Origin of the sequence: Zhongshania aliphaticivorans (assembly GCF_902705855.1) — a bacterium.
Lineage (GTDB): Bacteria > Pseudomonadota > Gammaproteobacteria > Pseudomonadales > Spongiibacteraceae > Spongiibacter > Spongiibacter aliphaticivorans_B.
The window spans coordinates 1-20,552 of the sequence record NZ_CACSIJ010000018.1; the positions used below are offsets into that span (position 1 = coordinate 1).

The 20,552-nt window shown below is 43.4% G+C and carries 18 protein-coding genes; 4 read left to right on the forward strand and 14 right to left on the reverse strand.

Going from position 1 to position 20,552, the window contains the following annotated elements:
• From tnpA to GVJ32_RS17675, 10 genes are all read right to left on the reverse strand, one after another.
• The coding region (tnpA, locus tag GVJ32_RS18555) for an IS66 family insertion sequence element accessory protein TnpA (RefSeq protein WP_435808097.1) at positions 1 to 167 on the reverse strand (167 nt) is incomplete at its 3' end.
• A gap of 481 nt (positions 168 to 648) precedes the next feature.
• On the reverse strand, positions 649 to 1,353 hold the full coding sequence (locus GVJ32_RS17635; protein ID WP_200841471.1) for an HNH endonuclease: 705 nt from the start codon (positions 1,351 to 1,353) through the stop codon (positions 649 to 651).
• Between the two features lie 91 nt (positions 1,354 to 1,444).
• Positions 1,445 to 1,906 carry a hypothetical protein gene (locus GVJ32_RS17640; RefSeq protein WP_159241399.1) on the reverse strand — a complete coding sequence of 154 codons (462 nt, stop codon included), beginning with the start codon at positions 1,904 to 1,906 and terminating at the stop codon, positions 1,445 to 1,447.
• Positions 1,907 to 1,930: 24 nt separating this feature from the next.
• Entirely contained in the window at positions 1,931 to 2,668 is a 738-nt protein-coding gene (locus GVJ32_RS17645) for an LEM-3-like GIY-YIG domain-containing protein (RefSeq protein WP_159241400.1), read from the reverse strand.
• 137 nt (positions 2,669 to 2,805) lie between these two features.
• Positions 2,806 to 3,756, reverse strand: coding sequence for a restriction endonuclease subunit S (locus GVJ32_RS17650; protein WP_159241401.1), 951 nt, complete (start codon positions 3,754 to 3,756; stop codon positions 2,806 to 2,808).
• A 2-nt stretch (positions 3,757 to 3,758) separates the two neighbouring features.
• A complete protein-coding gene (locus GVJ32_RS17655) occupies positions 3,759 to 5,657 on the reverse strand; it encodes an HsdM family class I SAM-dependent methyltransferase (protein WP_159241402.1) in 1,899 nt (632 codons plus the stop codon).
• Positions 5,658 to 6,501: 844 nt separating this feature from the next.
• Complete coding sequence (locus GVJ32_RS17660) at positions 6,502 to 7,119, reverse strand: hypothetical protein (RefSeq protein ID WP_159241403.1); 618 nt, start codon at positions 7,117 to 7,119, stop codon at positions 6,502 to 6,504.
• Positions 7,120 to 8,120: 1,001 nt separating this feature from the next.
• On the reverse strand, positions 8,121 to 9,020 hold the full coding sequence (locus tag GVJ32_RS17665) for an AbaSI family restriction endonuclease (RefSeq protein ID WP_159241404.1): 900 nt from the start codon (positions 9,018 to 9,020) through the stop codon (positions 8,121 to 8,123).
• Positions 9,021 to 9,214: 194 nt separating this feature from the next.
• Positions 9,215 to 12,631, reverse strand: coding sequence for a TM0106 family RecB-like putative nuclease (locus GVJ32_RS17670; RefSeq protein ID WP_159241405.1), 3,417 nt, complete (start codon positions 12,629 to 12,631; stop codon positions 9,215 to 9,217).
• A 147-nt stretch (positions 12,632 to 12,778) separates the two neighbouring features.
• Positions 12,779 to 13,123, reverse strand: a complete 345-nt coding sequence (locus GVJ32_RS17675) for a hypothetical protein (protein ID WP_159241406.1) — start codon at positions 13,121 to 13,123, stop codon at positions 12,779 to 12,781.
• 100 nt (positions 13,124 to 13,223) lie between these two features.
• On the opposite strand from GVJ32_RS17675, the gene GVJ32_RS17680 reads away from it, so the two are divergent.
• Together GVJ32_RS17680 and GVJ32_RS17685 are read left to right on the forward strand one after the other, a co-directional pair.
• The gene (locus tag GVJ32_RS17680) at positions 13,224 to 14,099 is read left to right on the forward strand and encodes a helix-turn-helix transcriptional regulator (protein WP_235035191.1); all 876 of its coding nucleotides are present in this window, start codon (positions 13,224 to 13,226) and stop codon (positions 14,097 to 14,099) included.
• Between the two features lie 154 nt (positions 14,100 to 14,253).
• A complete protein-coding gene (locus tag GVJ32_RS17685) occupies positions 14,254 to 14,901 on the forward strand; it encodes a HEPN domain-containing protein (protein WP_159241408.1) in 648 nt (215 codons plus the stop codon).
• 238 nt (positions 14,902 to 15,139) lie between these two features.
• Here the strand turns inward: GVJ32_RS17685 and GVJ32_RS17690 are convergent, their stop codons facing one another.
• On the reverse strand, positions 15,140 to 15,649 hold the full coding sequence (locus GVJ32_RS17690) for a YqiA/YcfP family alpha/beta fold hydrolase (RefSeq protein ID WP_159241409.1): 510 nt from the start codon (positions 15,647 to 15,649) through the stop codon (positions 15,140 to 15,142).
• A 285-nt stretch (positions 15,650 to 15,934) separates the two neighbouring features.
• On the opposite strand from GVJ32_RS17690, the gene GVJ32_RS17695 reads away from it, so the two are divergent.
• Positions 15,935 to 16,921, forward strand: coding sequence for a helix-turn-helix transcriptional regulator (locus tag GVJ32_RS17695; RefSeq protein ID WP_159241410.1), 987 nt, complete (start codon positions 15,935 to 15,937; stop codon positions 16,919 to 16,921).
• A gap of 10 nt (positions 16,922 to 16,931) precedes the next feature.
• On the opposite strand, the gene GVJ32_RS17700 is transcribed toward GVJ32_RS17695, so the two are convergent.
• From GVJ32_RS17700 to GVJ32_RS17710, 3 genes are all read right to left on the reverse strand, one after another.
• Positions 16,932 to 17,462, reverse strand: coding sequence for a hypothetical protein (locus GVJ32_RS17700; RefSeq protein ID WP_159241411.1), 531 nt, complete (start codon positions 17,460 to 17,462; stop codon positions 16,932 to 16,934).
• A gap of 346 nt (positions 17,463 to 17,808) precedes the next feature.
• On the reverse strand, positions 17,809 to 18,642 hold the full coding sequence (locus tag GVJ32_RS17705; protein WP_435808096.1) for a DnaB-like helicase C-terminal domain-containing protein: 834 nt from the start codon (positions 18,640 to 18,642) through the stop codon (positions 17,809 to 17,811).
• A gap of 83 nt (positions 18,643 to 18,725) precedes the next feature.
• Positions 18,726 to 19,574: a DnaB-like helicase C-terminal domain-containing protein gene (locus GVJ32_RS17710; protein ID WP_159241413.1), complete on the reverse strand. Its 849-nt coding sequence runs from the start codon at positions 19,572 to 19,574 to the stop codon at positions 18,726 to 18,728.
• 159 nt (positions 19,575 to 19,733) lie between these two features.
• On the opposite strand from GVJ32_RS17710, the gene GVJ32_RS17715 reads away from it, so the two are divergent.
• On the forward strand, positions 19,734 to 20,450 hold the full coding sequence (locus GVJ32_RS17715; protein WP_159241414.1) for an exonuclease domain-containing protein: 717 nt from the start codon (positions 19,734 to 19,736) through the stop codon (positions 20,448 to 20,450).
• The last annotated feature ends 102 nt before the right edge of the window (positions 20,451 to 20,552 follow it).

The following is a 20,552-nucleotide window of genomic DNA, read 5'->3' on the forward strand; positions in this document are numbered from 1 at the left end:
AATAATTTTGCTGAGGGCTCTTTTGCGGGGCTTAAACGATTTCGCCAATACGCGAAGTTATGAAATTTGATCTCATGCTGCTTGCAATACGCTGCTTGAGAAAGACCGCTGCCTTGCCAAGCGGTGATGTGGTCTTGCCAGAATTGCGATTTATTGATTGTGCTCATGGATGGCTCCTCAGGTTAAAGCCGAAGAGTAAAGCCGCAGCGGGAAGATTATTAGATGGGGTTTATTGAGCGCTTACCTAGAGAGAATGTTTTAGCAGTAGAAAAAACTCCTAAATTCACCAAAGGCCGCACATTGCGGCTTTCTTTATTATACTTTTTAATTAGTTAATCAAGCTCCGCCCAGTTAACCAGACCCAGAAAACCCCATAAATTGGAAAGGCAGTGCAGCTATCTGTTAATAAACTCGCCTGTATAGCAAAGGAAATAAAAAGAGGCGCTCTTCAAGTGAGCGGCATTAGGAACTTGTTATTAGATGCGTTTGCGACCAACGCTTAGCTATCGAACGAAGGGCTACAATTGGTAATAAGCGGACGCTCAGACATCTCGAATCGGATGGAAGTTGGTAGGTTTTTCTACAGCCTCAACGCTGCCAGCAGGGGCAGGCACAACGCGCAGCGTTTTGGCTCTCTGGCTGGCCTTGTTATTTGTTGCGAAATACGGAATCACGATGAAACTCCATGTATACCTGATGCTCTGATTTCAGATTAACCGACATAGATTCGGTTATAACTAAATTTTCTGGCTCTTGAAGCAGAGGAGAGATAAGAATATTTCCGGTTTCACCGAATGATACAAGGCCAGAGTCGAATGCTTTATCTAGTGTCGGCAACAGCAGCAATCCGTTGTAACCATCAAGCCTCTCTGTGTTTGAAGATGCGCGCCAAGGTTTGATATGTGATGCCACTAACATTGAGGTATCTTTATATCCAGTAACAGCACAACCACCCCATAGCGAAATCAGTTTTTGACGGAAATTTCCTTGCCCTATTCTGGTTTTAAGTAATGTCGCTTTCTCTGTATCGGTAACGCTGTCTTGGGACAAGATTGCTTCAACATCGGCCTCAATATCTGAATCAAAGCCTTCCTGCAAGTATTCCGCGTATTTGTTCAGAGCACTGCTGTACATATTGTGGCCGCGCTCATTTCGCTCTTGATAGATCGGGAGCTTACGAAGGCTAATTACTATAGATTCAAAGCGGCTATGGCTCAAAATAGATGTCAGCGGCCCATCCAGAATGCCGCCGTCAATGGCCCATTCGGACATTGCTCCACTCACTGCACCTTCATATTTCTTCACGGAGGATTCAGATAGGCCACGAAGCCTCATCCAGTTTTCAAACGTCACGATATACTCCATTCTTTTGACACATAACGCCCGTACAAATTGCGCAAAAAAGCGCAGCTTTTTGGAGTCGATTTGATACGATTGTTATACATTACTCGCAGCCTTCTTGATGAAGCGTCGCGTGTAACATTTGACCACATATATGCCAAGCGAATGGAGCAACAGCTGCTACTCCAATCTTGGGATGCTCGTCTAAAATTCGCTTATAGTCTGAGCCGAGAGTGCGACCTAACTTATCTATTTTTTCCTGGCTTATTTCATGACCGAATTCGTGCGCGCAGTCATTGCGAATTGAATTAAGTTTATTCAAGGAGTCTGCAAGCTGAGGGGCAATACCGGATAAAGCGAAGGCTAATTTAATCTTGCTTGAAAATGACAGCCCTCCTTTGCCGGTGAGTCCTGAATCATTAACTGTAGATGCTATTATTATACGATCTAATAGGTGATCTATATAAAGATGACTGATCAGAACTCCATAGATAGAATCGCTTGCCTTAGATATCTCTTTTTGAAATATCTTCATTTCGCGCTGCATTGCTTCTTCAATGTTCATCGTGTGCTCATGTATAACAGTTTATTATACGGCTTTTACTTCATAACGAATGGGAAACGAAGCCCCAGGCTTTTTCAGATGCGCTACAGACGTATTGATATATGAATTGCGAATAGCCTCCTCAGCTACCACCCCTTCAAACCCCCATCGAACTCTTAGTTTTCCAGAGCGATCAACTGCTGGTACTTCATACCAACTTTGAACAGAAAACGCTTCTACAATTAAGCCACGATACTCTGATAACACGTACCTTAGACTTGGTATACGACTGCGGTCGATAGGCCATGCTTCTTTCGTTGCTTGATATATGCCCTCAAATCCACTTCCACGCTTATAAGTTTTGTTGATATTTATAATCGCGAAACCCGAGTCCATTTTAGTTAGAGGCATTGCATTATACTTACGTATAGCTTCTTCGGTGGTCATTAGCCCATTTTCAATACTGTCGTGACCCCCAGCTATGTTTGTCATCTGCAATGAAAAATGACGTGAAAAATCAATAATCGAAGCTTCAATTTTTAGGGCTACATTTTTTGATAGGCCATGTTTGAGTAATAAATGTTTTACCTCTGCCCCTGAATTGATGATCTCCCTTATTTTGTCCAATTTCAGTGATTCATCATTATCAACGACTGCTGCTTTCGCATGTTCAAATACACGATTACCCGCCCCTTCACCAACGTAAAATGGCTTATCTGTTTCTGGATCGATAAGTAGGTAAACGTAGTTCTTTAGATGTTCTATTGTTTTTTGATCAAACACAGGTTACTCCAACCGTATAACACTCCGCTCACCCGCACGTACTGCGGAGAGTATTTTTTTGTAAAATGGAGCGCAGCGACACACAAAAACGAGCATAGCAGTACGTGTCGGTGTGCAGCGGTTTGTTAGTTGCAGGGTTAAATGCATCCACTAAACTTTAATGACTTGACAAATTTTTCCATATAGCTCCAGTCGGGCTTACCAAGCGCATCTACGGGTAGTTTTATATGTGAATCTTTCATTCTTTGTATTCCCCACTTTCTCCCGTAATTGTATCTATATTTTTCTCTTTTAATTAATGTAATTATGAACATGGCAATATATTGATTAAGAGGAAACTTGGGAATGAATATGTGAACATCCTCAGTCGAACAAAATGGTACAGGCTGAAAAAAGGCTTCAGCGACACTTCCGTTCCTATTTACGCTAATAGTATTCTTTACATGGATTGGCTCCATTGATGTATAACCAGTTATTCCGTTGTTACTATCAGTCGAAGTTATAAACGGGGTGCTGCCAGTGCCATCTAATTCTTTTTTCCTCGGCCCTCGCCCTCTCTCTATATCAAAGAGCTCGTCGTATCTGAAGGTTTTCCACTCATCTGGCAATCTTAAGTCAATGCTTTTTTTAATATGCGGTGCATCAGCACCAAAATATCTATCTACATCTACGTCATACAGCCATTTTGGAAACTCATTTCTTGAAGGTATTCTAATTGTCTTTATTGTTCGGTTGGCTTCACGACCAAAAGCGCTATAACGAAATCTATTATGCTGAATACATTGGCATATATATAATTTCTCCAATAACGTTAACTCAGCTTTAGGAATTAATACTGCAACATTTTGAGCGGTGTAAAACGGGCTATTCTGAACAAATGAAGAAAGTAACTTGGTTCCCCCAAGAGATACCGATATGGCACCTTTTGGCATGGGCTCGACTCCAACTATTTCTTCGACTATTTCTGAAATACCATTATTTTTTGAAGTTCTTGATACAAAATTTATTCCCTTTGCATTCAAAGTAAGCTTATTTAAATCCAACTTATTGCCATATTTTATGTCAAATATCTCTTGTAGCTCGATCATGACTACCCTTTATTTAACAGATTAATTATGGCATAACTCTTTACGGTTTCTTCGAAATCTTTTTTTGTTATCGTTGAGTAATCTGTCTCTAAGTACGCTTCAGCTATCCACTCATCCTGTGCTGTAACATATGCTGTTACAGACTCACCTGCGTGAACCTCATTGTTCTTGTACGCGTCCACCCATCTTTCCTTGATTTCAGACCAAGAGCGATTTACATCTATTCGGCCTAGGTGTTTGGTTTTTTCAAAGCCGTCATTTCTCCAATATCCAAACCATGTTTTCTTATTAGTAGTAGCATGTGGTTTGTGAGCTTCAAAGACCACAATACAGGTGACCGTTCCTACAGGGTAGAAAAGCTCATTTGGCATCGACATAACAGCTTTTAATGTGTGCTTGGTCATAATTTCAGTCTTCGCACTACCAGGTGAAATTACGCAGCTAATTGGAATAATTGCTATTCCTGTTCCCCCTTCCTCCAATTGATCTAACATGTGCTTTACAAAATATAGTTCATGCAATTCAGCATCGCTTTTAGATTGGGCGTACGGTGGATTCAAAAGCCCTACATTTGGACGACTTAGGCTCTTACCTTTTACCACTTTATTTTTTTCTTTATTTCTATCTCTGATAGATTTGGTAATTGCCTCGTCAAAACAGCTCCCTTGATGAAGGTTTGCCTTCCCATCCCCACGCAAAATCATATTGCTAGCCGCCAATGCAAACATCTTTGGACTATTCTCAATGCCTATCAGTCGATTTTTCTTAATATCAGTTCTCTCCTCTTCAGTTACAGCAGTCTTAAGCATTGCTTGCATAGCTGAAATCAGAAAAGCCCCTGTGCCAGCACAAATATCGAGGACTGTGTCCTTCTTGGTGATATTTGCTAGCTCACAGAACAACTCGGTGACATGGCGAGGAGTCAATACAATACCAAGCGCCTTCTTATCACCACCGGTATATTTTAGAAACTCGCCATAAAAATGGCCAACAACGTCAAAATTGTGATAGACGCTAATAAACGGCCAAACACTCTCGTTGATCTCCTTGATTACTTCGTGTAAAACTCCTTGTGGGTACTTTTTTATAAGCTTTGAATCTGGCTTGCCAAGATTTGGAAGCCCTGCGACATTTGCATATGGCTGAAGCATCGTATCTTTTTTCGCCTGAGGTATTTCAGCCTTATCTAATTCGTCTTTTATAGCTTCTAGCCATTTTTTAGGCATATCTATGGAGCTGTAAAACTTGAACGAGTTCAAAAACGGCTGATTCATAAGCGCTATAAGCGTTCCGCTCACCAACAAAGGCTTATCTTCCTCAGGAATTTTTGCGGTAGTCCAAATAAATTCATGCAGATCTTTTGCAAAACTTATTAAATCTTGATGACGCTTCCTTTCTACGTCTGGATCAAAGGCTGATAATCTATAGTAATCATCAAAAGAAATTATCTCACCAACGCTAACATTTGACTCGTTAACTAAATCTTTGTGATCAGTGGAACCACATGGAATCAAAAAGTTTGAAATCAATAAAGAGTCTTCCGTAACACCACTAGCAGCAATAGCTAACACGGAATACTCTTTTGATAGATGCCTAGCGTAGTGGAGCACTCCATCGACGGCATAATCTTTGGGGTTGCATAGATCGCTACTTTGGTGTTTTTTTGTGTCAGCCTTGCACTCAACGACTATAAGGAAGTTAGGATCCGAGTCCCAAGAAATTATAAATTCAGGAAATCCCACCTTTCCTGTTTTTGCCTTACTAGAAGTTTTTAAAAGTGACTGGACTCTTTTAATCTGAGATTTTTGCTCTTCTATTACTATTCCGTTATCACTTTCGTAGTAGCCTCTCCCTCTTAATAGCTCCCTGACAAGATTCTCTGTGACTCTTTCGTTTGACACGCTTTATCCTTAGTTAAATATAATTTTAGGGCTGTAGGCGAAGGTGTAAGCAACTGACAGCTAGTTATCGAGACTCGCGCCCCCATCACTTTGGCCCCCTTATCAAAGTCGGGGCTTCAGCATAGATTAAAAAACATAAGTTAATTCAATAATATGGCAGCTTTGCTATTGACGAGCGCCGGACAAAAGTAGACTAATTCCTTATAGTTACATCAATAACTCCTTTCGCCTGATCATATACCGTTTATGACTAATTTCAATGATCTAAGTGACTCGCCAATATTTTAAGGGGAATGGCTCTACTGTGCACGTTGCTTACAAGCGCAGATCCAGCAAGCATCCGGGATACTCAACCAATGACGTTCGTATCCGGAATGGCGTTTTGAGGCCNGTAAATAGGCTATTTTCTTGCCCCCTCTATGCACGAGCGAGATTATCAACAGGTAACCGCACTTCCTTTAGAACATAGGTCAATTTAATTTAAATTAGCACCCAATATCCCGCGCCCATGCCTACGAAGTCGGTCAAGACCCGATCTTGATTAAACCTTATATGCCTTCGATTTATGATTGAAGCACCAAGACAAACATATTGCTGCCAGCAACTCTCGCAAAGCATGCTAGCTTTTTGGTATTAACTTGGGACGTATCCTCGATGTATCGCGCCACTGCAAATTCGCTAGTACAACGAACCTGACACTCAACCATAAAGACGCAGCACCGCGACGCATCATTTGTCGTCGTACCCAGTAACACGCTACAACACGCGCCAAACCAGAATCGACTCTTTTTACTGGTATTCGACTGCCATTNCGGATCAAATATCACCAGCGCTCATTAAATTCTCAACGGCCGCCGGAGCCAATCAACACTTGAACGGACTCGTGATACATCCCAGCCATCTTAGCCAATTCCCGGCCTGACGCCCTCCGAGCATCAACGTATCCAGACCATAATTCAAGGCAACTTTTCTGCAACTCTGCCGACGGGACGCCGACAGAAAGCTCCGAAAGCATCCGCCTATTAACCACAGGCCCCGTCCCCACACCGAGTTTGGACTCAGCTAGCACCTCTTGCATCTCCGGCAGATTGATAAACCATGCCAAATAGGCAGGATTTACATCGGTATCATGCACTTTTAGATGAAAAAACTGATGGTGGCAGGCGACTCGAGCATTATCTGGCAAATCGATTTTATCGATGAACGTTGCATGATTTGTTCGGCCATTCATCCTAAAAATCACATCCCCGACATCAAGCCAGCGCGATTTTCCACGCCATTCGAGCTTCGTTTCGACCACTGACGACCAATCAACCTGACAAAATTCGTCAATATTGCGCGGCTGAACCATATAAATACCCGAGCCCGAGTCATCAGGAATCGTCCCCCTAAGGGGATGACCTACCCAAATTGACGCAATATCACCCAATTTTTTGGTAATTTTCACACTTTCCTCAGCCACAGATACCCCCGCCAGGCGCCTTTGTAAAATTAATTACTGGTATATTAAATCTGATTAGACGCAAAAGGCGCCATAATGATTGACTTTTCTTTCACTTTGTTTATACTGATCCCAGCACTTTGCTGCAACAATTATTTATTTTTATTGGGGCAACGATGATTTCCATTATGGGATATACATCTTGATTGTGAGCTATTGCGGAGTACCGTCCTTTTGGTTGCATGTAAATCGCAATGAGTTGCTCAGGTGGCTTGCCCCGACCGCGAGGCGTAATCAACCCTAATAGAAATAAATCACCGAGCTCTTGGGCCATCCTCTCAAACGAGCGCCAGTATTGGCGCTCTGACATATCCTGTAATAGAAGATTGGCTAAGCTAAGATTGAACTTCTCCCCTCTTTTGGCGGCCTGAGAACTCCATTGGCTTACAATATTCCTAGCCTTCCATTCACGGTTTACAAATTTCGACCTAGCTGCAGGGGGTAAGGTTTCAACGGTACGCATCGAGCTAGGAAGCCACAGCTGAGGGCCTTGTAACTTAGAGCCGGACATTAAACATCCTGTAGGTTTGTCGTTTCAGTTATAGCCTATAACGTTGGTAGTCTACCTATTTACGATACATCTAAAATACGTATAGAACGCAATAATTTCGATGTTGGGAATTTTATACCGCTGAATATTAGAGAATCAATTTGGCAACCTTGTTTCTCGATACAGAACAACAATGGATTTATTCACTGGCTGTTTTTTCGCTGTGTATCCGTGACTAAAAAAGTAGAAGTCCAGATCTGATCTTACGTTTCCATCCGATATCAACGCATATTGGACATATTCAATCGACCTTATAGGTCATCATCCGCTTGATTATTCATATGACGACTAATGGACTTCCCTGTCTAACAAACCCTGAGAAGCCCACACATCAATTTCAAGGAGGGTCTTCCAGCTTAAAATAGAAATCGCACCCATACGCACAGGTGTCGACTGAAACGCTTGTGGCACTCTAAACGAACTCTACGCCCGGCTCAAACGTTACTGCTCGAGTACCGACTCTTCGCCAAACGAGCCCGGTGTCGTTATTAGATTGATCTCGATCGAGCTGATAAACCCCCCTAAACCGGTAAAACACATCACCGAGGCTTCCTCTTACCCTCGCAAAGACAATGCGTTTATTTTTGTGCTTTCGAGGATTATCTAAATGCCTGCCTACGTGGCTTACATTGATATCGTCGTTTATTGCTTTTTCAGTGATCGTTTCCTCATCTCTTGAAATCTGATTATCCCATTCATCATTCTTATATAGCTTCGGAAACCAAAGCATCGCCTCGCCTTCGGGATGCTTAGCGCCTGCGCGCTGATACACCTTGTATGAGTGGCCAAAACAATTGCATGCGTCTTTAATTGTTCGAAAAAAAACATCATCCTTGGTATCCACGAATCCTCTCTTAATATAGGTTTCTGGATTCATTTCAGCATCAATATCCCACGGCACGAAGTCAGTGCTTTTACTTAGCTCCTTTAGCTCAAAAACGATTTTATCAATTTCGCCATTAATATCTTCTAATGCGACAACCCGCTTTTGGTCATCAACGATTTCACACTCAACGGCAACCTCCCTGAAAGTATGGCCGGTCGCGTTAATGATGTCGGCTTCCCTCATTTTGTCAGATTCTATATTATCCAGATAAAAGTGCTGTCCTTCTAGAACTTCAACATGATAACCAAACTGAGGGAAAAACAAATCCGTAAGTGCCCTGCCTTGAGGCCGGGCTACGTGCTGCTGAGTTATAAACTTTATGTCGAAATCATTCAGCAAGTGAATAATGCGAGAAACCACATACTGCTCGTATTTTTTATGCTTTGTACGAGCTAATTGACGCACTATATATTCTTTTTTATCCATGTGATTATCCAATATAAATTCTTAACTGTGACATAAGAAGCCCGCGCGAGAAATGTGGCTGTTATTTGCATTTAAACTTCCCCGCTAATCGCTAGGCCATGAACTAAATTTCACTTCCTTGTTGCCTTCCAATTACCACTATTACCGTTACACTACTTCAAGCAATGCACCACAATTTTCTACCTAATTAAAAATCATTTTCCACTCTGATATAAAGCTGCGACCATATTCAACCTTCGAACGTCCTCAATGCGCGCTGGCTCACTCTGAATTAACGCAGGGCTTCCAACAACAATAACTAATGATTGAGCCCGAGAAACTGCAACATTCAACCGCTGGCGGTTAAACAAAAATTCAATGCCACGGGGGGATTCGGTCGCATCGCTTGAGCAAAGACTTAAAATAACGATAGGCGCCTCTTGCCCTTGGAATTTATCAACGCTGCCCACTTTTGCACCAGCCCCAAGCACCTCCTGAAGTTTCCTTACCTGATGGTTATAGGGAGCCACAAACAAGATATCCTTCAACGTGATTAGGCGAGCGCTTTCACCCGAAAGGGATAACGATTGTGTTAGCAGTTCCTTTACCACATCGACCACAACCTCAACCTCCTCCATTGAAGACTGGGAGTTACCCTGATGTTCAACTGGCCAATAGACAATTCCCGCCTCGCGGAGTGGATAACGAAGCGTCCCTTCAAATTTCAATGTTCGCAGATTCGTTGACGGATCTGAATACAACTTACCTTCATACACCTGCTCGCTTATATAAGCATTCACTCGCTCATGCATACGAAAAGTTGTACCAAGAAAAACACCTCGATCTGGCGGAATTGTCGGCATCTCATGCATTAAATAATCTAATACTGACAATCCGCTTTCTCCAGGATGCACACCTTGAGAGGGCTGACCCAGTTGCATCTGATCGCCCATCAATACTAAATTTTTCGCGCTCCGGCTCATCCCCACTAAATTTGCTACTGAAACCTGGCCAGCTTCATCGACAAAGAGATAATCCAATGTATCGACAACCTCACCACGGGAAAATCCCCAAGCCGTCGTGCCAGCAACCCAACCGTTCTCGATAGCTTCTCCAAGTTCGTTATTCGGACACTCAAACACACCTAGGGCTGCCATTTCCCCGTCTGGATCTTTTGCGCAAGCAAACTGAGCTTCTATTCCCCGCTCCGTGCAGTGCTCTACCGTCACCTTAATTAGATGATTAATTGCCTTGTGGCTATTACTGGTTATCCCAATTTTCGCGCCGTCTTTAATGAGCTCAGCAATAATATGCTTTGCTGTATAGGATTTACCGGTACCTGGCGGGCCCTGAATAGGCAAATAGCTATTATCAAGCCGCCGAACGATATCTATCACCTCATTGATGCGAGCTTGGGGGGCGTCAGCCACCACTAGCGGCTCACCCGGCGTGAGACCTCTCACTCTAGGTCGATCGCGACTCAAAAATCCCGTAATCGCACTACCCGTCAAGCTACCTTTTTCGAATTTTTGTACGACATCCGCAACTGCACTCGGTATGGGTTCTGCATTCACATGCTGATCTGGGATAAGACTGATATGCTCCGGCGGCTCTTCCTTGTTTTTTAGTACTATAAGGCCATTTTCAAGATCACTGCACTGCTCAACATACTCGACTTTTTTCTGCTTACCAGCTGCGTCGAACTCACCAAGCAAATATAGATACTTCGTTAGGCCCTTTAGCTCCTGCGCTTTATCAAAGGTATATTCATATGCCTCATTTTTATCCTTAGGCTTTATTTTAAAACTCGGCCGGTCAGTTCGATAGCAATTACCCAAGCACTCAAGGTCGTCCTCAAGTTCTTCATGCTCAGCACCCAGCCGATCAAACAGCCGCCAAAAGCCCGGTTTTGCCTCCCGCCGGTGAAACTCAAGCATCCAAGCAAGGTTCTCGGTCAGCTGTGCCTCAGATTCATCGGCCGCTCTAAGTCTTTCTGCCTTATCGAGCAAGCGATCTCTCAACGCAAGACGAGCTGTGATTTCTTCCTTAACCTCAGGCTCCTCTACATCAACCTTACCTAGGTAAGTAATGCCTTCTTCAGTCTTTTTCAGGCGTAACCAATCAACGAGCTCTTGAGTCGAATCACAGTCATCAATGTTGTAGTCACGAATACTGCGTAGTATCTCTGAGGTTTCCCACGTATCACCTTCCTCACCAGCAGCATTTTTGTCACGCCAAGCTTCATAAACGACAACAGATTCGCCGCCGGAAGCGACGTCTGTCTCTCGCCTGCCACGATACAGGTGCTCGACATTTTTAATTGAGTAACGAGGCTCTCCCAGTAAGATCCCGGCTTTCACCACCTTGTATAAATCTACAAACACTTCGTTTCGTAGTAACTGATCGACCTCATATTCGCATATGCCATAACGACTCATTAGCTTCCGGCACGCCGTGATCTCGTAACTGGCATAGTGATAAATATGCATTGATGGATCTTTCACCCAGCGGTCGTAAACCCATTCGACGAATTCTTTAAATGCGTGCTTTTCCTGCTCTCGGTCATGAGCCCAGAAGTCACGAAATACTCGCTCGCTAGACTCATTAAAATAGGTACACCCCCACAGATACTCAAGCCCACCATCATCAAGCGGGTATCCTTCTATATCGAAAAAAACATCCAAATCCGAGTGTGGAGGCAGAAGGGCGAGCCCCATGCGCTCGCCGGCAGCAGGCTTGATGACGCGGTACTCTGGAACATCGATTCCGCGACTCTGAATCTGAATAGATGCTTGCGCCTTCAATTTCTCCAACACAGAGGGGTTGATCCCAGGGACTTTGACTTCACCCGCTAGAGCAAGCTCAGCCATCGTAATAAAGCCCGCTCGATTCAACTTAGCAATCTGTTCGCGAGTAATATTGGCAACTTGGTACAAGTGGTCACGCTGCATTAGCTTTTCTTCAGCATACGTCGACCAACGTCCCCAGCTTTTTGACTGAGCAGGATCTGGCTCCTCGGCAGGTAAAAAATGCTCATGAAACGCAAGAAAGCTCTGCTTAACACTTAAAAAGTAGGCGTAACAGTCAGAAATACGAGTGACATGCTTTTCACCGGTACCGAGGACAATAACTACACGATCTGCCTTGCGCCCTTGAATTACATCTAGCATCTCTACATATACGCACAGCTGGATTAAGTGGGATGGCTTAGCTCGCTTTGTAAGCTTCGCGTCCCAAACTTCATAGTGGAAATCACCCAAACGACTCTTACCAGGCACGCGAACGATAAAATCTGCGTAACCGAAAAAATCACTACCCCGAAAGCACGCTTGAGTGATGACCTCGACGCCAGCTTCAATGGCCTTAATTGTGGCGGTAATTTTTTGCTCATCAGTATCGCCGTCGATACGCTGAAATGAATTGACCGATTCTTTAAGCTCCGTTTCGATCCGCTCTTCATGCGCATACCCTTTCACCGAGAGTAAGTTATTCATCGCATCGACTTCATCGCGAATCGGCGCCTCGTCGGGACATTCAAGGCGGAACCGATCCATCCAAGATGCAAAAGGGCTTTGTAGAAAATTCGTCAGATCTGAGGCAGAAAAATAGAGCTTTCCATGTTTATATTGCATTTATCATCCTTAATCGTTACTACAGCCAGCCATTACTTAGCTAATCACAGCGGGCTTCCATATTAATATTGCGGAGGACATCCAAACACTCCGCGCCCATCCGCTAAGCAATACCCGCCGCAGGCTATCATCAGTCTGTCGCATGAACTATAGATCGTGAAAATACTCACGACCACTCTCGAGCATTATATAAACCATGCCGCCGGCCATAATGGCAAAAACACACGCCGCAGGGATGCCGCCCAGGGCCATACCAATTGCGCCAAAAATCAAAATCCAAAGTAGGCAGTAAATCCAAAGCATTACCTTGCCGCCAAGGTTTGTTAACTCAATCGCCGCAACAAGCACCAGCGCGGCTAAAAAGGCCCACCACGACGCAGAGATCAAACCAATTACAATGCACAGCAACGTGTAATGCAGGCTGTACCAGTCAGCATGCTTCTTGTTCCAACCCGCGCGAGTCACTCCCCGCCTTACATTTTGAACACCCATATTGTCACCTCAGGAAAAACTATACTGCAACTTATAACGACATGTATATAATGGCTACATATACATGTCGCATTTTCAAGCAGACTCCTACGGAGGAATGATGAGCGTGAATAAAGAATGGCCCGTAAGATGGGATTTGCTACTTCGATACCGGCTAATTGAGATCATCAGCTTCTGGGAAGGTCGATTGACGACCAATCACCTCATAGACGCTTTTGGTATCGGCCGACAGCAAGCATCCCGCGACATCAACGCGTATATCCGCGAGTTTGCGCCAGAAAATCTCGTTTACGATACGAAGCTCAAAGGTTATAAACCCGGCGCCAAGTTTCGCCCTATATTCACGCAGGGGGTCGCCGACGAGTACCTTCAAGTACTTGCCACCCAGCAAGACTTAGCCAGTACCTTTGCATCACTACAACCAAGTATTATCCTAACGGAAACGCTTACCCCACCACTTCGGGACTTGCGCCCTGAAGTACTCGCTCCTATCACCCAAGCTGCGCGAGAAAAGAAACGTGTCGAGATATGCTATAGCTCGCTACGTAACCCTGAACCTGAATATAGAATGATCCAACCACATACCGTCATCTTCAATGGGCATCGATGGCATGTACGCGCCTTCTGTGAGCAAAAAATGATCTATAGTGATTTCGTACTGAGCCGGATTTCAGACAAACCAGAGCTCACGTTAGTGGGTGACAATACCGCTGAAAAGGACGAGGCCTGGCAGACAATAGTGGAACTCGTCATTTGCCCTGATCCGCGCCTCAATACAGCACAAAAGGCATTAATAGCACGCGACTACGGAATGACTGACGGAGTCTTGAAGATCTCTACGCGTGGCGCCCTCGTGGCTTACATACTGCAAAACATGCGTCTCGAAGGGGAATTAGCGTCGACGCCACCGGAGGTGCAACAAATTTTCCTTCAGAACCGCGCCAAAATAAAAAAATGGCTTTTTGGTCAGGATTAATTGACCGTAGAAATGGAGAGCAAAGTACAATGGTTCGACACTGTACGGGATAACAACCACTTGTCTTAAAAAATTTCTCCTCCAAAGCTCAACATCGGTAAGTGGGCAATAATAACGGGAATCGCGAACCTAACAACGCAAGGAAGATCATTCTATGTTCAACGAACTGAAAGAGCGGCACCGAGCTGTAAGAGAAAATTATCCTGAAAATCTAAATTTACGCATCCATCGCGCACTAAGTTGGCTAAAAGCAGCAGAAGCCTCAGAGGAAAACGACGGCAAATTTATTTTCCTATGGATCGCCTTCAATGCGGCTTACTCGGTTGAAATTGACGACAGATACCGAACCGCTGAGCAAGAAGCTTTCAAGGAATTTGTCGGCAAGCTGTGCGACCTCGATACAAATAAGAAACTCGAAAACCTAGTCTGGAATGAATTTCCAGGCGCCATCAGAAGTCTTCTAAAAAATCAGTACGTTTTCGCAAGATTCTGGGATTACCAGAACGGAAAGATCAGCGAGCCAGACTGGCAGAAATCGTTTTCCGATGCGAATTCTGCAGCTCATAAAGCCGTAGGCCAACGCGAGACAAACAAAGTACTCGGCATTGTACTAAGTCGAATTTACACGCTCCGAAACCAGCTTGTACACGGTGGATCGACCTACGAAAGCAAAGTGAACCGTCTGCAATTAAAAGATTGTACCAATTTTCTAAATTGCCTTATTCCAATCATTATCGAAATCATGCTGGATTCACCTAATACTCTGTGGGGTGACGCTTGTTATCCAGTCATTGAAGGCTAATATGAAGAACTAGTTAAATTTCTTCTTGCCGCACGGAGCCCGGTGACCAGCTTTACTGCTTCTTATTGCAAGCAACAGAGGAACGAGCATAGCTACAATGGACTTAAATGCACCTTACTAGCGCACAAAGGATGATAAACACACATACTACGAACCAATCGACAAAAACATCCTGGCATACTGCATTGGTATACGCTGAGATATATCAATTGCGTGCCGCATTTTTCCCAAGTCACTATTAATTTTTGTCCGCTTGGCTCAAATTTTCGAGAACATGCTTGAATACTTTTCCAACCACCTCAAGGCTATCGTTGAGCCTATGATCAGATTCTATCAAGTGCAATTCCGTCTCAAGATGCTCTCTCACGAACCGCTGCGAGTTTTCAAAAGGCACAACATCATCTGACACGCCATGGATGATTGTTACTCTCCCATTAGGTGCAAATATTTGCTCTCTATAACCAGGCAAATAAAGTGCAGGCGCCATTAAAAACAGGGCCAAGGGCTTTTTATATTTGCTTGCAACAACACTAACGTAGCCGCCCATGGATGATCCGCACAGGAGAAATGGCTGCTTTTCTTGATTTAGATATTCCAACAATTTATTTACACGATCATCAGGGTTCCGTATACCGCTATAGTCTATGCTATCAACGTCCCAACCCATTTCAATCGCGATACTAGCAAGATACTTGATTTTTGATCCCCATGGGCCGGACTCCAGGCCATGGGAGAAAATGACTTTCATGAATAATCTCCTATTCGCTATGGTTTATAAATGTGAAATGTTGAACACGCCGAATACGTTTCAATAAAAGTAACCATTTTCAGCGCACACACATAGATGCCACCGTATGACCAATTCGAGTCCTATCAAAACAGAAACCGAGACATTTCCCTATTGTGCTTTAGAGGTAACCCCTGCCTATGACTAAATATTCGCAATTTATATTGTATGTAGCTATCATCCATATAACAGCGACAATTTTTGTCGCATACAATTACTTAACTAAACCCTTACAGAGGAAGCTCAATGGGTAAGAAAACCGAACGAATTATGACTATGCTTAGCCTAATACCTCGCGAACCAGCAAAAATATCTACCGATCGAATTATGGGTTACCTATCTGATGCGGGCCATGATGTAACGCAGAGAACAATTCAACGGGATCTCCATGAAGTTAGTGCTACCCACGCCATCGTATTAGATGAAAGAAGCAAGCCCTATGGTTGGTCATATATAGCCGGGTATAACGGGCGAAATGAAGCCATGAACCCCTTTGAAGCCCTTGCCTTTATCATTGCTTCTCGGGAGTATTCAAGCAGATTACCAAGTGGTATCGCACAGTATCTCGCGCCCCAAGAAAGAGCCGCCAAACGCGTGCTGGATTCGTTTTCGTCTAGCTTAGCGTTATTTGATGAAAAAGTGGCTAGAATCCCTCGCGGCTTTGGATTGATGCCTGCGGAAATCCCCCAATCAATCCTAGATGCTGTGTACGACGGCTTACTTCGAGAGAAAATTCTTGTCCTTAACTACGCAACTAAAAAGCAAGTCAAAGTACATCCACTTGGGCTCGTGTTCCGAGATCAGATCACCTACCTAGTTTGTACTTTCTGGGATTACCAAGACATTAGACAACTCGCTTTACACCGTATTGAAGCCTGCTCCGTCACAGGTGATGATGCACACATACCAAAAGATTTTAGCATCCGGAAATATGAAGAAACAGGCGCATTTGGCTATTTGAACTCAAAAAAACGCATTAAACTCAAACTGAAGATGACAAAGGATGCAGCTAATCATCTTAAGGAAACACCGATTTCTGAAGATCAGAATATAATCGACGCGGAGGACGGCTGGGTTATCGTAACCGCATCGGTTCTCGACAGAAAAGATCTACTCTGGTGGATTCTTGGGTTTGGCGACAAAGTAGAAGTCATATCCCCCATTACGATTCGAAAACAAATCTACAATACATTGCAAGGCGCCATCAAAAACTACGCAGCGAGAGAAACATAAACAGATAGCGTCAAAGAATCTCTTTCAAGTATTCTTCATATACGTTCGAAAATTCATCAAAGCGGTCTATCCCTCCCGTTTTCTCCCCCTTCACCCCAGATTCAGGCTTGTGTGTACTGTATCGCCTTACGATTACTACCAACTCATCATCGACCGTATCTTGTGTCAAAGACAAAAAGACACCTTGATTATCTGCGTTTTTATATGAAATATAGACTTCAATATAAAGCTTTCCGGAAATCATTAGCCCTCCGGTTTTAACACCATTTTTGAGTCTGTTGTGAGTTAAATCATATGTAGCAGATATTTTCGAATACAGCTTTTCCAGCATTTCAGTTGCGACAGACTCTTTTGCGCCAAAAATGCGTTTAGCCGCCCTAGGAAATCGCAATCTAGTATTTTTCTCGATCGCTTCGATTAAGCTCTCTTTGTCCTCTTCACTTAGCTCATTGTTGGCATTAGCGTTGTTATAAAGATTAATGAGTTGTTTTTCATCGTATCTATTGGCTTCAATTCTTTCCACTAGCTCTTCAATAGTCATTTTAATTCCAAAAATTATTTAAGAATATTTACGAGAAAATACTCAATACTAAATACAGCATAGTTACGAAATACACCTGATATCCGCACACTCATCAAATCTGCCACTCAGATTCTATCTATATTACCGATTATTGCGTCAAAATTTATAATGAGGTGGCTCGCCAAGCATAGGGTAGATTATTGACTCTCCAGCTCGTCGGTTACCGAAACAAACATATGCCAAATATAATAGGAGAATTTTTTCTAAAAACCTAATAACTTCATGTGGCTAAGCAAAATTGGTGAGGCAGCGCCATACTATATAGCTCCCTATAAGTAGGCTTACCATATCCCACTTATCCCAATCATTCGCCANCCCGGCCCGTTCGAGGATTAATTTTTATACTTGTGCCGACTCTTCCAGAGTTAACCGTAATAGGCCACAAATGCATGAAACCTTTGTCATTGGGGCTATTCGAATACAAGTATCTTCGATCCACAATAGAAATCTTATCGGCGAACCTCAGTACTTCCCGTGGGTGCTCAAAGTCAGAAAGGGAGACGCTATACTGCTCACAATAGTCATTTCTACTTTTAAGCCCGAGTGTTGCCAATACCGGCACTTGGTGTTTGATAGCGATGGCTTTAAAAAAAGAAAGGGCGAACGCAGCGGCTGCTTCGCCAAGATAGCTATTCCACTGCTCAATCAGCATTTCTGCACCGTCAAAAAATACACAAGAAAACCGCTTCTTACGGCTAAATAGATCCTCAACAACGCTAATAATCTCTTCAGGCGTAAACGACAGTTTCTCAAAAACTTCAAGTGGGCTTTTCTCTAATTTTGTATGATGAGCACTGATGGATTCCTCATTTTCGATATTACGTAGCTCAAGATAATCTATTCCAAGCTGCGCTTGCGCTACCCGGAGATCAACAGGGCGATCTTTATTTCTAATACTGATATATAGACAAGGCAGCCCCTGCTCAAACGCAAGTTTCGTCGCTAGACTTAAAATAAGTGCGCCAGCGCTGCCGCAAGCCAGGCCTCCAAAAACGGACAACGTGGCGGGTTGAAATGGTCCAAACGCAGCATCAATACCGTCCCAACCACTAAATACACTGGCTGACTCAGGTCTGTGCGGATTTTCCACTTTCAGTAGAAGGGCTAATAATTTGGAAGCAGATGTCGTATCCATCATTGGTTACCTAATAATAGCTGAATTTTTTGAACAACAGCTTGCATGATAAACATGGTTATCCCGGGGTAGAAAATCAAGATATCCTAAGGAAATTTACTAATAACACAGCACGGCGCATCAAAATTGAAGATGGCGTGACCTACGCCATTTGCACTTGCAAGCAATTCCACTACCAACACACCTTTTTGTAATCCTCTTAAATCAGTGGCCTCATCATCGAAATAATTGGTATCACAATTTAGTGTGAAGATTTTGTCAGCGAACTTAAAAATGTCCCTGGAATAAGAGAGATCAAAATATGACCGCTCGTTTTCCTCCAGCCCCCAGGTTGTAAGAACTGGAGATTTATACGTTATTGCAACATATTTTAAAAAGGACAGGAGGAATGCAGGCGCTGACGCACCAAGAAGGCAGCTCCACTGAGAAACAATATCCTCGCCGCCTTCAATGAATATACATGAAAATTTTTTATCTCGAAGGGATGGGCTATCAAAAATACTAATCATATCATCAGGAGTCATTATTCCACGCTCCAGAATGGTGAACGGCTCCTTTTGTAGCTTCGAGTACAAATCAATTATATTTGTATCAAGATCATCCTCTAACCCTTGTACATATTTTCTATCTATTGATAGCTTTGCAGAAGCTATTCTTTGACGCACACTTAATTTATCTTTTCGAATACTTATATATAATGCTGGCAAATTTTGCTCCAACACCAAGTTCGAGGCTATATTTAGTAGCAGCTCATCACTCCCTTCCCGCGGCTTATTGCCAAACACCGAAACAGTACCTGGAGAAAATCTACCAAATGCATCATTAAACTGATCCCACCCGCTAGAGATCTGGTCGGCATTCTCAATTTGCGAGCTATCACTACCAATTTTCAGGAAATACGATAAACAGCTAGCTATCGTTGTTGTATCTATCATTTGTAAACACCCTTATCTCTGTAGAAACATTCCGCAAACAATCAACAATGCATCAAGTTAGGTGAATGTCGGTGTAATGATTAAACAACGCGCAAGCGACAGAATATGTCGCACCAATTCTGATAATAGGCATTTCACTAGACATGGAGTGTTAATTATATGAAGTTTGGAATGCGCAGCTTACGTCGCCCACAACGCGACATCGACTTAATCAACGTTACATCTAACCGCACGCACATGCGCCTTCTCGAATCGCTGAGTGGCAACAAGCATCTTATTAATTGGCCAATTTCGCTCTGCGCCCCCATTGGCGATGAACTAACTATGTATATCGTCGATTCGGAAACAAACGGTGTACATGTCGATGTTTGTGACATCATTGAGCTCGGGGCATTGAAAGTTCGCTATAGCCCGTCTGCACAACGACTAACAAGCATCGATGATATGCTGTCTTGCTATGAGGCACCCTTTAAGCCGCTCTCTGACGATGTCGTCGAGATCACCGGGATTTCCAACGAGATGCTAACGGGCAGAATGTTTAACAACGAAGAAGTAGCGCAATGGTTCGCTGAGCCCGGCGCTATACTCGTTAATTCTAAAAAACATGAACAAGCTTTTATTGAAAAACGTTTTCCAGCACTTTGCGAGCGTGAATGGCTCTGTTTACAAGAAGATATCCCGTGGACTAATTTTGGCTACCGGCGAATAAGCTTATCTGCCTTATTAGCGGAATATGGCTGGCACCTATCTCACATGTTTACGTATATGGACTGCTTTGCAATTGTATTCCTATTGATATCACAGCATCGTGCGTTTGAGTCACTTTGCGAGGCGTTATATCAAGAACATCAAAGCCAAATAGAAGATAGCATCTAGGCTTTCATCCCCGTGACTCTAACTTCTATGTTAGGCCAAGTTATTGATTTAATTGCGCGAGGAGCTATGATCATAGACAATGAATAATATAGATTAAAACTT